Below are 15,608 nucleotides of genomic sequence, written 5' to 3'. Positions count from 1 at the left end.
GGGAGGAATCGTGAATGGCCATGACACGTTTTCGTCGAGAACTTCTACTTGAATCATGCATGGCCCCAAACCGGAATGATGCTTCAAGGCAGCATCCCCAACATTCCCCGAATCACCGGCAATATCATCCCCCACGCATTCGACGTCGCCGCAATCTCGTCGTAATGGCTGGCCCCCGGCAAAATCAGCACCTCCGCATGGTCGCCGGCCAGCTTGGCCTTGGCCGCGTAGTCGTGCGCGACGCGGGGTGGGGATATGGTGTCCAGTTCTCCCGTGACAAGGACGGTGCGGCTGCCGTTGGGAATCAGGTCGGCCGCGTTGGTGTCGCTGTAGATGTCGGGACGCTCGGTGCTGGCGCTGCCTGCCAGCTGGGCGATGTCGCGCTCGCAGCTGGTCTTGATCAAGTCTTTCTCATGGCGCAGGTCGGCCAGGCCGCCGAGGCTGACAATGTTTTTGACTGGCAGGAACTTGTCGCGGTACAGGGGGCTGGTCTTTGGCAGTTTTTCCCGGCCGGCGATCCATTGCACCAGCTGGCCGCCTGCCGAGTGGCCCATGGCGAGGAGGCGGTTCACGTCCAGCTGGTATTCGGGGGCGTGCTGCTGCAGGCTGTCCAGTGCCGCGTGCATGTCTTCGTAGGTGCCCGGATAGCCGCCGCCCGGCTCGTCCACGCGCCGGTATTCCACATTCCACACGGCGATGCCTTGCGCCACGAGGGCGCCGGCCACGTTGCGCATCTGCTTGATGCCGCCGAAGGCTACCGTCCAGCAGCCGCCATGCACGAGCACGACGACGGGGAACGGTCCGCTGCCTTCGGGTCGGAACAGCTGCGCGTATTGCGACGGCGCGGGGCCATACGCGATCTGCGCCGTAGGCGGGGGGCCGTTCAGGGCCAGGTAATCGTCCAGGCTCATGGGGGCGGCGACGGCGCCGTGGACCGAGGCGAGCAGGGCGGTGGCGATCAGGGAGGATGGCAGGGAAGTAGGCATGCTGGAATTCGCTTGAGAAGAGAGCAACACTTTAGCATAGGGCCGCGTGGGCGCAGAGATCAAGCAGTGCGCTGTTTTCCTCCTGCAACAGGGGTGCCCCATGGTATATTTCGGGCATCAGTTTTCCCCTTATCGACACGGTGCACGCAAACAACATTCTTTCCTTGCTGGACGCCGAGCATAGTGCGCTGGGCAGCATCGCGGCAGGCGCCGACCTGGCTCATGCATTGGAGCATTTGTTGCTGGCGCTGCAAGACCTGGCCGAGGGCGGCGCGCATGCCTGCCTCGTGCTCATCGACGAAGCCGACCGCTTTTGCGGCTTGTCCGCGCCCAGCCTGCCACAAGACCTGTGCCTGGCCCTGCGGCACGGCGGCGAGCAGCCATCCCCGTTCGGCACGGCCGCCTTTTCCGGCGCGCCCGTGTATTGCGGCGACATCACGCGCGACGTGAACTGGAGCGCGGGACGCAAGGAAGCCATGCTGCACGGCTACCGCGCCTGCTGGGTTGCTCCCGTGTTTGGCGCCAAGGGGCATATCCTGGGCGTGCTGGGCCTGTTTTTCCCCGCGCCATGCCATCCGACGCAACCCGAAACCGAATTGCTGGCGCTGGCCGCGCGCGTGGCCGCGCATGTCATTGAGCGGGGCCAGCTGGAACAGGCGCTGCACGACAGCCGCGAACACTTTCATTACGCCATAGAACTCAACACGCAAGTGCTGTGGACGGCCGACGTCGACGGCAAGCTCGACTATGTGGCGCAGCGCTGGCGCGAATGGACGGGCGGCAGCGGCCTGGGCACCAGCTGGCTGGACGCCATCCACCCGGAAGATGTGCCCCATTCCCTGGCGGCCTGGAGCGAAGCGGTGGGCAGCGGCCAGCCTTTCGACCAGGAAATGCGCGTGCGCCGGCAAGACGGTCAGTACCGCTGGATGCATTCGCGTGCCTACTGCCGGCAAGATGGGCGCGGCCAGCCGGCGAAATGGTATGGCTCGTGCGAGGATATCGACGAACACTGGCAGGCGCGCAATGCCTTGCTCGACAGCGAAGCGCAGTTCCGTTCGCTCGCTTCCACCATGCCGAACCAGGCCTGGCTCGCGCATGGCAGCGGCGCCACCTACTGGGTCAACGAGCAGGTCTGCGAGTACACGGGGCAATCGCTGAAGTCGCTGGTCACCAGCGGTTTTCGCCACTGCGTGCATCCGGACGACGTGCAGGCCACGCAAAAAAGCTGGGAACGGGCCGTCTCCACCGCCAGCGCCTACGAACACGAGTTCCGCATGCGCCGCGCCAGCGACGGCGCCTACCGCTGGTTCCTGGCGCGCGCCTTGCCCCTGTTCGACGAGGCGGGCACGGTGCTGCGCTGGGTGGGCACGAATACGGACGTGCAGGAACAGAAGAACGTGCTGGAAAAGATGGCATACCTGAATTCCTCGCTGGAAGTGGAAATGGCCAACCGCACGGCCGACCGCGACCGCATGTGGCGGCTGTCGACAGACATCATGCTGGTGGCCGACCTGGCCGGCATGATCATCGCCGTCAATCCCGCCTGGAGCAAGATCCTCGAGCGGCCGGAAATCGAGTCGCTGGGCATGGATTTCATCAGCCTCGTGCATCCCGACGACCGCATGGCGGCCTTGAAGGATTTGTCGCGCCTGGCCCATGGCGCGCCCACCTTGCGCATGGAAAACCGCTACCGGCGCCGCGATGGCGGCTACCGCTGGATTTCCTGGACGGCCGTGCCGGCGCAAAAACTGATCCACGCCATCGGCCGCGACGTCACGGACGAGAAGGAGGCGCGGCTGGCGTTGGTGCGCAGCGAGCAAGCTTTATTGCAGGCGCAAAAGCTGGAATCGATCGGCAAGCTGACGGGTGGCGTGGCCCACGATTTCAATAACGTGCTGCAAATTATCTCAGGCAATTTGCAGTTGCTGAAGCTGACCGTGGCCGACAATCCGCAGGCGGCCAGGCGCCTCGCTTCGGCCGCCTCGGCTGTCGAACGGGGCGCCAAGCTGTCGTCGCAACTGCTGGCCTTTGCGCGGCGTCAACCTTTGCGGCCGCTGGTGACGGACCTGGGGCGCTTGCTGCGCCGCATGCACGAGCTGATCCGCCGCGCCCTGGGCGAGGCGATTGCCGAGGAAACCTTCATCAGCGAAGGCTTGTGGCATACCCTGGTCGACCCGAATCAGATGGAAAACGTGCTGCTGAACATGGCCATCAACGCGCGCGACGCGATGGAGAAGGGCGGGCGCCTCACTTTTACCTTGAGCAACGTCACGCTCGATGCGGCCTACGCCAGCCGGCATGCGGACGTGCTGGAAGGGCAATACGTGCTGCTGACCATCACCGACACGGGCCATGGCATGGCGCGCGACGTGATCGACCAGATTTTTGAGCCCTTTTTCACGACCAAGCGCGAAGGCGAGGGCACGGGCCTGGGCCTGTCCATGGCTTACGGCTTCATCCGTCAGAGCGCGGGCCACATCAAGGTGCACAGCGCGCCTGGCGCCGGCACGACGTTCAAGATTTACTTGCCCCGTTCGCTGGAAAAGCTGGCCGAGCCGCCACCGGGCCTGACGGGCCCCGTGCTGGGCGGCAGCGAGACCATCCTCGTGGTGGAAGACGATGCTCCAGTTCAACATACGGTGGTCGACATGCTGCGCGGCCTCGGCTACGACGTGCTGCACGCGGATGACGGCGCCTCGGCCCTGGCCCTGCTGGGCACGGGCGTACCCATCGACCTGCTGTTTACGGACGTGGTTATGCCTGGGCCCGTCAGCAGCAAGGAACTGGCGCAACAGGCCAGGCTGCTGCTGCCGGACCTGGCCGTGTTGTTTACCTCGGGCTATACGCACAACGCCATCATGCAGGGCGGGCGGCTCGATCCGGGCGTCGAATTGTTGAGCAAACCGTACCAGCGCGAAGACCTGGCGCGGCGCATCCGCCATGTGCTGGCCGACCGCCGCCTGGTGGGTGCGCCCGACCCGTCCGGGCGGCGCATCCTGCTGGTGGAAGACAATGACGATGCGCGCGAAATGACCACCGAGATGCTCAATATGCTGGGCCACACCGTGCACGGCGTGGCCAGCGCCGAAGAAGCCTTGCCCTTGCTGGCCATGCCGGGCCTGGACGTGCTGGTGACGGACATCAGCCTGCCCACCATGTCAGGCCTGGAACTGGCGCGCCATGCGCGCGCGCACTGGCCGCAGCTGGACGTAGTGTTTGCTTCCGGGCACGATTGGGGTGCCAGCCTGATGCAGGACGCCAGCGCGCGTTTCCTGCGCAAGCCGTTTGGCCTGGAAGAGCTGGCGAGCGCACTGAAGGCGCGCCGGCTCGACGTCTATTAGCTTAGCGGCTTGATGGCAGCAAGGCTTGCTGCAATTGCTCGACGGTAAATGGTTTCACCAGGAAGCGCGCCTGCGGGTCCAGCACGCCGGAATTGGCCGGTGCGTGGCCGGTGGAAAACACCACTTCCAGCTGCGGATGGTCGCGCGCCACCAGTTCGGCCAGCTCGGCGCCCGACATTTGCGGCAAGCTGATATCGGTCAGCAGCAGTTCCAGTCCCGGCGTGTCCAGCAGGAGCAAGGCTTCCTCGGCCGTGCCCACGGCCAGCACCGTGTGTCCCAGCATGGCCAGCAGGTCGCCTGTCATGGCGCGCGCGTCGGCATTGTCTTCCACCAGCAGGATATGGCGTCCTGCCGGCAGCGCCGGCGCAGCTTGCGGCGCCAGCTGCGCGCGGTACTGGTGCAGGGCCGTCACGTGGCGGCCATTCGCCAGCAGGTGGCGGATGCGCCGCGCCAGGTCTTCGCGCCGGTACGGCTTGCTCAGCAACTCCACGCCCGGCTCCAGGCGGCCGCCCTGCATGATGGCGTCCTGCGTGTAGCCCGAGGTAAACAACACGGCCAGCTGCGGCAGCAGCACGCGGGCCTGGCGTGCCAGTGCCGTGCTAGCCACCTTGCCTGGCATCACCACGTCCGTAAACAGCAGGTCGATGGGGACGCCGCTGCCGACGATGGCCAGTGCGCTTTCGCCATCGCTGGCGCGCAGCACGACATAGCCGAGGCCGCGCAGCATGTCCACCACCGTCGTCTGCACCTGCACGTCGTCTTCCACGACGAGGATGGTTTCCTTGCCGCCCAGCACGGGGCCGCCCAGCTGCAGCGGCAGTTCCGTTTCCGCTTCAAGCGAGCGCGGCAGGTAGATGCGGAAGGTGCTGCCATGGCCCGGCAAGCTGTCCACCGTCAGGTGGCCGCCGCTCTGGCGCAGGAAACCGTACGCCATGCTCAAACCCAGCCCCGTGCCTTCTCCCTCGCTTTTTGTTGTAAAGAACGGTTCGAAAATCTTGTCCAGCAGTTCGGCGGGAATGCCCGTGCCCGTGTCCGAGACAGCCAGTTGCACGTAGTCGCCGGGCGCCACATCCGCATGGCGGGCCGCGTAGTCGCTGCCCAGCACGCTGTTGCTCAGTTCGATGGTCAGCTGGCCCTGGCCATCCATGGCGTCGCGCGCGTTGATGGCCAGGTTGAGGATGACGTTTTCCAGCTGGTGCGGGTCGACCAGGGCGCGCCAGCAGTCGTCGGCCAGCAGCAAGCGCGTCTCGATGGTTTCACCGGTGGCGCGCCGCAGCAGCTCTTCCGTCGCACGCAGCAGTTGCGCCAGGTCCGTCACCAGCGGTTTCAAGGGCTGGCGCCGCGCAAAGGCCAGCAGCTGGGCCGACAGCTTGGCGCCCCGTTCCACGGCGGCCGACGCGCTGGCGATGCGCTTGGCGGCCAGCGGGTCGTCGTCCAGGCCCAGCTGCAGCAATTGCAGATTGCCGGAGATAATTTGCAGTACGTTATTGAAATCGTGGGCCACGCCGCCCGTCAGCTTGCCCAGCGCTTCAAGTTTTTGCGATTGCAGCAGGGCCATTTCGCTGTGGCGCAATGATTCCTGCATGCTGCGCAAGGTGTCATGCGCTTCTTTTTCCACAGTGACGTGGCGTCCGGTGGCAAACACCAGGTCGCCTTCGGGCGCCGCCACCCACGACAGCCAGCGGTGGCCGCCTTCGCGGTGCCGGTAGCGGTTTTCAAAGCTGGGCATGGACTCCTTGCCAACTTGCAGCAGGGCCAGGCGCGTGGCGGCGGCATCCTCGGGCAGCACGAAGTCGAACAGGCTGCGGCCCAGCATTTCCTCGGGCAGCCAGCCCAGGATGGCGGCCGAGGCCGGGTTGACGGCGGCAAAGCAGCCTTCCGCATCGATGGCCACCATCAAGTCTTGCGCGCTGCGCCACAGCCGCTCGCGCTCACTGTTGCGCGCGGCCAGGTCCGCTTCCAGTTTCTTTTCCACGGTGATGTCGCGCGCGCTGCAATACACCTTCTCGCCCTCGGGCACGGCGACCCACGACAGCCAGTGCCAGCCGCCCAGCTTGTGGCGGTAGCGGTTTTCGAAGCGCAATGCCGGCTGGCCCTGGTTGGCCGCGACCCAGGCCGCATGGGTACGCGGCAAGTCGTCGGGATGGACCAGTTCCAGGAAGCGCGTCGTGCGGATTTCCTCCACCGACCAGCCCAGTGTGGCTTGCCAGGCGGGGTTCGAGTGTTCGAAATAGCCGTCGAGGTTGAGCACGCCCAGCAAATCGGGGCTGACGTTCCAGGTGCGGCCGAATTCGCGCGTGCGCTCGGCCACCTGCGTTTCCATGCTGGCACTGAGGGCGCGCAAACGCGCTTCCGCCTGGGCCCGCAAGATGGTCGACCAGACCCGTTCCGACACTTGCACGGCCAGTTCGATCTCGTCCGCATGCCACAGGCGCGCGGCGCGGCTGTGCACGACGAACAGGGCCGCCAGCTGGCCATCCTTGGCAATCGGAATGTTCAGGAAGGCACGGATGCCCAGGCGCGCAAACGTGGCCAGCGCGGCCGGCATGGCCGTGCGCGGGTCGCTGGTTACATCGCTGACGGCCAGCGCCTGGCCCGCGCCAAGCGCTTCGGCCAGGCCTGCAGCATAATCGCCGAGGAAATACTCACCGGCGGCGCCCGGCGCCAGGCCGTCGCTCCACGCATGCTGCAGGGTGGGGCACTGCAGGGCCTGGTCGATATCGAAACACGCCACTTGCTGGGCGCCCAGGCGCTGGCCCAGCAGCTGCGCCGACAGGGAAAGGATCTCGCCTGTGTCTTGCAGCAGCCGCAGCCGGCGTTCCAGGTGCAGCAGGAAGGCGACGCCGCTGGCGCCGGCCTGGCTGCGGGGGGCGTGTGTGCTGCTCATGCGGGCCTCAGCTGCCGGCCAGCGGCAGGGTGACGCTGAACAGGGCGCCATTGCCGGGCTGGCTTTGCAGGGTGATGGCGCCGCCGTGCGCATCGACCAGCTGCTTGGTGATGAACAGGCCCAGGCCCAGGCCGCCCGTGCGGTCCTGGTGGATGACGCGCTCGAAGGCGTCGAAAATGCGTTCCTGGTCGCGCGCGTTGATGCCGATGCCATGGTCGCGCACTTCGATGACGGCGCTGTTCTGCGTGTGCGTCAGGCTGATTTCCACGGGCTGGCCCTGGCCGTAGCGCACGGCATTGCTGATCAGGTTGACAACGATCTGTTCGACGCGGAAGGCGTCCCAGAAACCCTGGATCGGCTCGAAGGCCATCACCTCCAGCACGCTGCCCGTCGTGGCAGCATATGGCGTCAGGTCGTCCGCCACGCGGCGCACGAGGCTGGTCAGGTCGACGGCTTCGCGGCGGATCGACAGCTTGCCGCTGGTGATGCGCGACACGTCGAGCATGTCGTCGATCAGGCGCACCATGCTGCGGATTTGCCGGCCGTCGCGCGCCACCATCTTGCCCAGCTTTTCCGGCTCGAAGGCGGCCAGGTTGCCCCGTTCCAGGTTGACGGTGCGCATCTGCGTTTCCAGGAACAGCGTGTTCAAGGGCGTGCGCAATTCATGCGCCACCATGGACATGAATTCGTCGCGCAGGCGCAGCGAGCGCTGCAGTTCCGCCTGCGTGGCGCGCAATTCTTTCAGCAGCGCTTCCTGCTGCTGGCGGCTGTGCTCGAGCGCCTGCACCTGGCGCCGCGTTTCGCTGCGCTGCTGGTGCAGGGCCACGAAGACGTTGACCTTGCTTTGCACGGCATTGATGTCGAGCGGCTTGTGCAGGAAATCGACGGCGCCGCTTTCATAGCCCTGGAAGGCGAAGTTCATTTCCTTGCCGGCCGCCGTGACGAAGACAATGGGGATGTGGCGCGTCTTTTCCGTGCCGCGCATCAATTGCGCGAGTTCAAAACCATCCATTTCCGGCATTTGCACGTCGAGGATGGCCAGCGCGAAATCGTGTTCCAGCAGCAGGGCCAGCGCTTCTTCGCCCGAGGATGCCTGGTAGACGCTGCGGTCGCTCTCGCGGATCAGCGCATTGAGCGCGCGCAAGTTTTCCGGCAAGTCGTCGACGATCAGCAGTTTGGTGCTTGTTTCATTCATCATGTTTCATTCCTGGCATGGCTTTGCCGTCCAGCGTAGTGGGAAGCGGCGTGCGACGGCGCACGCTTGCGGTAGAGCTTTTCGGGACCCGGCAATGGCTCGAAGTCGGCGGCAAAGCGGGTGAAATGCGTGCTTTCCTTGCTGCCCAGACCGAGGAAGCCCCGGTGGCACAGCGAGTCGTGGAACAGGCCCAAGGCCCGCTCCTGCAAGGTTTTATTGAAGTAAATCAGCACGTTACGGCACAAAATCAATTGCGTTTCAATAAACACACTGTCCGTGGACAGGCTGTGGTCGGCAAAGTTGATACTGTCGAGCAGGCGCTGCTGGAAGCGCGCCGTGGCATGCTCGACCGTGTAGTAGTCGGCCAGCTGGCCCAGGCCGCCCGCGGCCAGGTAGTTGGCGCCGTACTCATCGAGCCGGTGCAGCGGATACACGCCGCGCGCGGCCGTGGCCAGCGCTTGCGGATTGATGTCGGTGGCGTAAATCGTGCTGCGTTCGAGCAAGCCTTCCTCGTGCAGCACGATGGCCAGCGACAGTGCCTCTTCGCCCGTGCAGCAGCCGGCCACCCAGATGGTCGGCGACGGGTAGGTTTTCAGCACGGGCACGACCTGTTCGCGCAAGGCGAGGAAAAAAGCCGGGTCGCGGAACATTTGCGTGACGGGCACGGTCAAAATCTGCAGCAGTTTGCCAAAGGCGGCTGTGTCGTCCAGCACCAGTTGCTGCAAGGCTGGCACGTCGGCGCAATGGAAGCGCTCGAGTGCCTGATGCAGGCGGCGCCGTTGCGAGGGCAGCGAATAGTCGCGGAAATCATAGCTGTAGCGCTGATAGATCGCCTCCATCAGCGCCTGCAGTTGTACGTCCGTGATGCGCAGGGACATCAGATGCGTTCCATCTTCGGCATCCACACGCGCAGCAGCGAATACAGGCGGTCCAGGTCGATCGGCTTGGCCAGGTAGTCGGACGCGCCTGCCTGCAGGCATTCTTCCTGGTCATTCTTCATGGCCTTGGCGGTAATGGCGATGATGGGCAGCTTGTTGTAGCGGCCATCGGCGCGGATCAAGCGCGTCGCTTCGAGGCCGTCCATGCCCGGCATCATGACATCCATCAACACGAGGTCGATATCGTCTACGCTGTTGAGCTTGCTGATGGCTTCGAAGCCGTTGCGGCCGATTTCCACCACCACGCCTTTTTGTTCCAGCGCATTCGTCAGGGCAAAGATATTGCGCACGTCGTCGTCCACCAGCAAAATCTTGCGCCCTTCAAACACGCGTTCGCGGCTGCGCACCTGCTGCAACATGCCCTGGCGCTCGCTCGACAATTCCGATTCCACCTTGTGCAGGAAGAGGGTCACTTCGTCGAGCAGGCGCTCGGGCGAGCGGGCGCCCTTGATGATGATGGAACGCGAATACTTCATCAGGTCCGCTTCTTCCTCGCGGCTCAGGTTGCGGCCCGTGTAGACGATGACGGGCGGGAACGAGCACAGTTCTTCATGTTCCATGCGTTCGAGTAACTCGTTGCCCTGGATATCGGGCAGCTTCAAGTCGATGATCATGCAGTCGAAAATCTGTGTTTTCAGCAATTCCAGCGCCTGCTCGCCCAGCGCCACGGCCGTGATTTCCACGTCGTCGTCGCTGATCAGGTGCACCACGCTTTCGCGCTGGCGTTCGTCGTCCTCGACCAGCAGGATGCGCTTCATCTGCTGCGTAAACTTCGATTCGAGCTTGCGGAACACTTCCTTCAGCTGCTCGCGCGTGCGCGGCTTGGTGGCGTAACCGATGGCGCCCAGTTGCATGGCTTCCTGGATCTGGTCGTTGCCGGAGACGATGTGCACGGGAATGTGGCGGGTCAGCGGGTTTTCCTTCAATTGCTGCAAGACCAGCAAGCCCGGACGGTCCGGCAAGCCCATGTCGAGCAGGATGGCGTCGGGCAGGAATTCTTGCGCCAGGCGCAAGCCTTCGTCGGCGCCGTGCGCCACCAGGCAGCGGTATTGCATTTCATGCGCAAGGTCGAACAGGATGCCGGCAAACGACGGTTCATCCTCGATCACCAGCACGGAACGCTGGCCCGTCTTGACGGCCGGCACGCTATTCCTGTCATCCTCAAAGGTGGGCAGCGGCACGGGCTTGGCGGCAGGCGCCGCCTTGGGTGCGGCGGCCGCGATTTTTGCGGGCGCCTGCGGCGCGGCGGCCGGCACGCTTGCCGCTTCCACTGCGCGTTCCGGCATGACGGCTGGCAGCACCAGGGTAAACGTGCTGCCCTGGCCCGGGGTGCTGGCCAGCTCGATGCTGCCACCCAGCAAGGCGGCCAGGTCGCGCGAAATCGACAGGCCCAGGCCCGTGCCGCCGTAGCGGCGGCTGGTGGTGCCATCGGCCTGATGGAAGGCGTCGAAAATCTTGTGCTGCTGGTCGCCGGCGATGCCGATGCCCGTATCCTGCACCTGGAAGCGCACCTGGCCGGCAGCATCCGTGCTCACGTGCAAGGACACGGTGCCCGCATCGGTAAACTTGATGGCGTTCGACAGCAGGTTTTTCAGGATTTGCTCGAGGCGCTGGCGGTCGCTGACGAAGGACGGCGGAGCATCCGGCGCCACCTTGACGTCAAACACGAGTTTCTTTTGCTGCGCCTGGGCGCCGAACAGCATCCTCATGCTGCTGAGCAGTTCGTCGAAGGGCACGGCTTCCGGCGTCAATTCCAGCTTGCCCGCCTCGACCTTGGAAATGTCGAGGATATCGTTGATGAGGGTCAACAAATCGTTGCCAGCCGAATAAATGGTTTGCGCAAAAGTCACTTGCTCCGGCGTCAGGTTGCCGCTGGTATTGTCCGACAGCAGTTTCGACAGGATGAGCGAGCTGTTCAGCGGCGTGCGCAGCTCATGCGACATGTTCGCCAGGAATTCGGACTTGTAGCGGCTGGCCCGCTGCAACTCTTCGGCGCGGGCTTCCAGCTGGGCATGCGCCTCGCCGATGGCCATGTTTTTCTGGTCCAGCGACAGCGCCTGCACGGCCAGCTGCTCGTTCGACTGCTCCAGCGCCGCCTTTTGCTCTTCCAGGTGGGCTTGCGACTGTTCCAGCACGCGCGACTGCTCGCCCAGCTCCTCATTGGCCGTGCGCAATTCTTCCTGCTGCACTTCCAGCTCTTCATTCAATTGCTGGGTTTCTTCCAGTACATTTTGCAGGCGCTGGCGGTACAGGGCCGCTTCCAGCGAGGTGCCGACATTCGCGGCAATCAGGTTCAGCCATTCCTTGGCGCGGGCGCTGACGGGATGCGTAAAGCCCAGTTCGATGACGCCGTTGACGACGCCTTCGTTGTTGACCGGGGTCAAGACCAGTTCCAGCGGCGTGCCGCGGCCCAGGCTCGATGTCACGGTCAGGTAATTCTCGGGCACCTGCTGCACATGCTTGAGGCGCTTTTCGCGCGCCGTCTCGCCCACCAGGCCTTCGCCCAGCTTGAAGACTTGCCTGTCCTTCACGCCCTGGTCGTTGAAGCCGTACACGGCCGTGCGGCGCAGGCTGCCATCCTCGTCGACCACGTACAGGGTGGCGACGGCCACGTCGAGGCGGTGGGCCAGGAAATCGAGCACATGCCGTCCCAGCTGCGGCAGGCCCAGCTGGCCACTCGTGTGGGCCGCCAGTTCCGTCTGCCCCGTGCGCAGCCACGCTTGCTCCTGCAACACGTCGTTATCCTTGCCGCGTTGTTCGAGCGCATCGTTGTAGATGTCGGACAGGCGCAGCAGTTCGCGCCGTCCCAGGTAGGCCAGCAAGCCCGACAATCCCAGGCTGAGGATCAGGAACACTACCACGGCCAGCATGGTACGGCTTTCAGCCGTATCGGCCCGTTCCTGGCGCAGCCGCTGCTCCATCGACAGGAAAGTGAGGAATTCGCGGCGGATTTCGTCAAATTCCAGCTTGCCTTCGCCCTGGCGCACGCGCGCGAGGAATTCCTGGTTGCTGCGGCGCTGGGCGATCACGCCTTCCGCGTAATCGAGCCACTGGCCTTGCAGCGCGCGGATGCGGCGCAAGCGGTCCACCTGGATGGGACTGTCGGACACCAGTTCCAGCAGGGTGTTCATTTCGACGGCGATCTTCGCCTTGCCCGACTTATACGGCGCCAGGAAAGTCTCGTCGCCCGTCAGCAAATAGCCGCGCATGCCCGTTTCCAGGTCAACCGACAGCTTCATGACTTCATTCGCATTGCCGATCACCCGTTCGGAATGCTCGACCGAACGCAGGGCCGAGAGCAGGTAGGCGATCAGGCCGACAAACACGAGGGCGGTGATGACCCCGATGACCAGCGGCAAGGTCACATTGCGGGCGAGGATGCGGCGAAAGCTGAAGGAGTCGATCGGGGTCTTGGTATTCATCATGTCCGTGTAAGGCTGTCGCGAAAAAACAATTTTAATTGAAATGCAAGTTTTCTGGTGGTCAAGCAAAGTGTGCGCTAGCATAACAGCCTTGCGGACAATTTCCGATTCGTAAGCCTGTGCAATGCGGGGCAGCGCACAGATGAGGTGGCGTGGCTGCCAGGCATAAAAAAACGCCGGACGGTGCCGGCGTTTTTCAGTGCTGCGCGCGCTGCGCTGTATATATATATGTCAGTCGCGGATTTCCAGCGCCCGGTTCAGGCTCAGGGCAGCCAGCGAAGCGACGGCGCCCGACAGCAGGTAGAAGCTGACGTAGGCGAGGCCGAAGTTGGCCGACAGGCCCAGTGCCACCAGCGGGGCGAAGCCGGCGCCGACCAGCCAGGCCAGGTCGGACGTCAGGGCCGCGCCCGTGTAGCGGAAGCGGGCAGGGAAGTTGGCCGTCACGGCGCCGGCTGCCTGGCCGTAGGACAAGCCCAGCAGGCTGAAGCCGACGAGGATGAAGACGTCCTGGCCCGTATTGCCGCCGCCCATCAGGGTCGGCACGAAGGCGCTGAAGATCGCGATCAGCACGGCCAGCACGCCCAGGGTGGTGCGGCGGCCCACTTTATCGGCCAGCAAGCCGGAAATCACCACGCCGATGGCAGCCAGCACGGCGCCCAGCATCTGGATTTGCAGGAAGTCCGAGGCGGAACGGGTTTGGTAGACGGAAATCCACGACAGCGGGAACACGGTCACCAGGTGGAACAGGGCGTAGCTGGCCAGCGCGGCGAGGGCGCCGATCAGTACGTTGCGGCCCTGGCCGCGGCTCATTTCAAACACGCTCACAGGCTGCAGTTCGCGTTCGTCGAGCAGGCGCGCATATTCATTCGTCGACACCAGGCGCAGACGGGCAAACAGGGCGACCACGTTGATGGCGAAGGCGACATAGAAAGGATAGCGCCAGCCCCAGTCGAGGAAGTCTTCATCCGTCAGGGTGGTCAGCATGAACCAGAACAGGCCGGCGGCGATCAGGAAGCCGGCAGGCGCGCCCAGCTGGCCCAGCATGGCGTACCAGCCGCGCTTGTTTTCCGGCGCGTTCAGTGCCAGCAGCGACGGCAAGCCATCCCACGATCCGCCCAGGGCCACGCCCTGGCCGATGCGCAGCACGGACAGCCAGATGATGGCGGCAAAGCCCAGGTGCGAATATGTTGGCAGGAAGGCGATGCCGGCCGTCGACACGCCCAGCAGGAAGAGGGCGATCGTCAGCTTGGCGCTGCGTCCCATGCGGCGCTGGATCTCCATGAAGATCACGGTGCCGAACGGACGGGCGATGAAGGCGAACGAGAAGATCAGGAACGCATATAAAGTACCTTCCAGGCGTTCTTCAAACGGGAAGAAGACGCGCGGAAACACCAGCACCGAGGCGATGGCGTAGACAAAGAAGTCAAAGTATTCGGAAGCGCGGCCGATGATCACGCCGACGGCGATCTCACCGGGGTCGATATGCGATTCGACCGTGCCGGCCCCGCGTGCGTCGCGCAGGGAGTGGGGGGAAAAGTCGGCGGGTACATCCCCGCTGTGTATGCGCGTGCTGGACATGATGATCGTCTCCAATATAGTTTCGAGTTCGGCCAACGCGTAACATACCCCGGGTGTCTCACGCCCGGAGTAGGACTATTCAATAGATAGCTGTAGGAAAACTCCGCAACTACCGAGTGAAAATCCGAGCAAGGGGTAGGACAAAACGTCCAATTGCCAACGCGCTCCAGTGAGAATACAGTACCATATCTTCATCCCCTGTACTGGACTTTCCTGTATGTTTTCATTAAAAGTTCGTCGCGGACTGCTTCTTTTACCCCTCGCATTGTTGGCTGGTTGCAATACGGTGGTACTGAATGCGTCTGGTGACATCGCAGTTCAGCAAGGCAATCTGATTGTCATCTCGACATTGCTGATGCTGTTGATTATCGTTCCGGTAATCGCCCTGACCCTGCTTTTCGCATGGCGCTATAGAAAAAATAACACCGCGGCCAAATACGAGCCGGACTGGGACCACTCGACTCGCCTCGAGCTGATCATCTGGGGCGCGCCCCTGCTGATCATCATCGTGCTGGGCCTGCTGACCTGGATCAGCACCCACACCCTCGATCCATACCGCCCATTGAGCCGTATCGACGCCAACCGTCCAATTCCTGCCAGCCACAAGCCGATGATCGTCGAAGTCGTGGCCCTGGACTGGAAATGGCTGTTCATCTACCCGGAGCAAGGCATCGCTTCCGTGAATGAACTGTATGCGCCCGTCGATCGTCCGATCCGCTTCAAGATCACCGCGTCGTCCGTCATGAACTCCTTCTTCATCCCCGCACTGGCAGGTCAGATCTACGCCATGCCGGGCATGGAAACGCAGTTGAATGCCGTCATCAACAAGCCTGGCGTCTACAAGGGCTTTTCCGCCAACTACAGCGGTGCCGGTTTCTCGGGCATGCGCTTCAAGTTCCACGGCGTGAATGATGCGGACTTCGACAAATGGGTGGAATCGGCACGTGCCGGTGGCGGCGCGCTGAACCGCGACGACTACCTGTCGCTGGCCCAGCCGAGCGAACGCGATCCGGTGCGCCGCTACAGCGCCGTACCTAGCGATCTGTACAAGGCAATCCTGAATCGCACCATCGTTTCCGACGCCCTGTGCGTGACGCCGGTCGAGCCATACAAATTGACGATGGCAAATAGCCCGGTAGCGGCCGTAACGGCAGTAGTCGCTAGCGATGCAGTAGTTGAAAAGGGCGTTCAAGCCAAGTAACGACTGCATGAATCCCGCAGCGCATTGCGCTGCAGATACTGGCGCCGCTTGCCTGGCGCC

At 63.7% G+C, this 15,608-nt stretch carries 8 protein-coding genes; 2 read left to right on the top strand and 6 right to left on the bottom strand.

Features of this window, described 5'->3' with window-relative positions:
* Positions 1-83: 83 nt before the first annotated feature.
* Positions 84-986 carry an alpha/beta hydrolase gene (locus AC3IQ7_RS16555; RefSeq protein ID WP_489206704.1) on the bottom strand — a complete coding sequence of 301 codons (903 nt, stop codon included), beginning with the start codon at positions 984-986 and terminating at the stop codon, positions 84-86.
* A 140-nt stretch (positions 987-1,126) separates the two neighbouring features.
* On the opposite strand from AC3IQ7_RS16555, the gene AC3IQ7_RS16550 reads away from it, so the two are divergent.
* Positions 1,127-4,327, top strand: coding sequence for a PAS domain-containing protein (locus tag AC3IQ7_RS16550; RefSeq protein ID WP_489206703.1), 3,201 nt, complete (start codon positions 1,127-1,129; stop codon positions 4,325-4,327).
* 1 nt (position 4,328) lies between these two features.
* On the opposite strand, the gene AC3IQ7_RS16545 is transcribed toward AC3IQ7_RS16550, so the two are convergent.
* From AC3IQ7_RS16545 to AC3IQ7_RS16525, 5 genes are all read right to left on the bottom strand, one after another.
* A complete protein-coding gene (locus AC3IQ7_RS16545; protein WP_489206702.1) occupies positions 4,329-7,214 on the bottom strand; it encodes a response regulator in 2,886 nt (961 codons plus the stop codon).
* A gap of 7 nt (positions 7,215-7,221) precedes the next feature.
* Positions 7,222-8,412: a hybrid sensor histidine kinase/response regulator gene (locus AC3IQ7_RS16540; RefSeq protein WP_489206701.1), complete on the bottom strand. Its 1,191-nt coding sequence runs from the start codon at positions 8,410-8,412 to the stop codon at positions 7,222-7,224.
* On the bottom strand, positions 8,409-9,287 hold the full coding sequence (locus tag AC3IQ7_RS16535; RefSeq protein ID WP_489206700.1) for a CheR family methyltransferase: 879 nt from the start codon (positions 9,285-9,287) through the stop codon (positions 8,409-8,411). Before AC3IQ7_RS16535 ends, AC3IQ7_RS16540 begins: the two co-directional genes overlap by 4 nt.
* Positions 9,287-12,769 carry a response regulator gene (locus AC3IQ7_RS16530; RefSeq protein ID WP_099377551.1) on the bottom strand — a complete coding sequence of 1,161 codons (3,483 nt, stop codon included), beginning with the start codon at positions 12,767-12,769 and terminating at the stop codon, positions 9,287-9,289. Before AC3IQ7_RS16530 ends, AC3IQ7_RS16535 begins: the two co-directional genes overlap by 1 nt.
* 231 nt (positions 12,770-13,000) lie before the next feature.
* Positions 13,001-14,347 (bottom strand): MFS transporter, encoded by a 1,347-nt coding sequence (locus AC3IQ7_RS16525; RefSeq protein WP_099377550.1) that lies wholly within the window; start codon positions 14,345-14,347, stop codon positions 13,001-13,003.
* A 217-nt stretch (positions 14,348-14,564) separates the two neighbouring features.
* Between AC3IQ7_RS16525 and cyoA the strand changes: the two genes are divergently transcribed.
* Positions 14,565-15,548: a ubiquinol oxidase subunit II gene (gene cyoA, locus AC3IQ7_RS16520; RefSeq protein ID WP_322429208.1), complete on the top strand. Its 984-nt coding sequence runs from the start codon at positions 14,565-14,567 to the stop codon at positions 15,546-15,548.
* Positions 15,549-15,608: the final 60 nt, after the last annotated feature.

It is taken from the genome of Janthinobacterium sp. GL_088 (genome assembly GCF_057837845.1).
The sequence above is the reverse complement of the archived record's forward strand: the minus strand, read 5'-3'. Positions and strand labels throughout refer to the sequence as shown.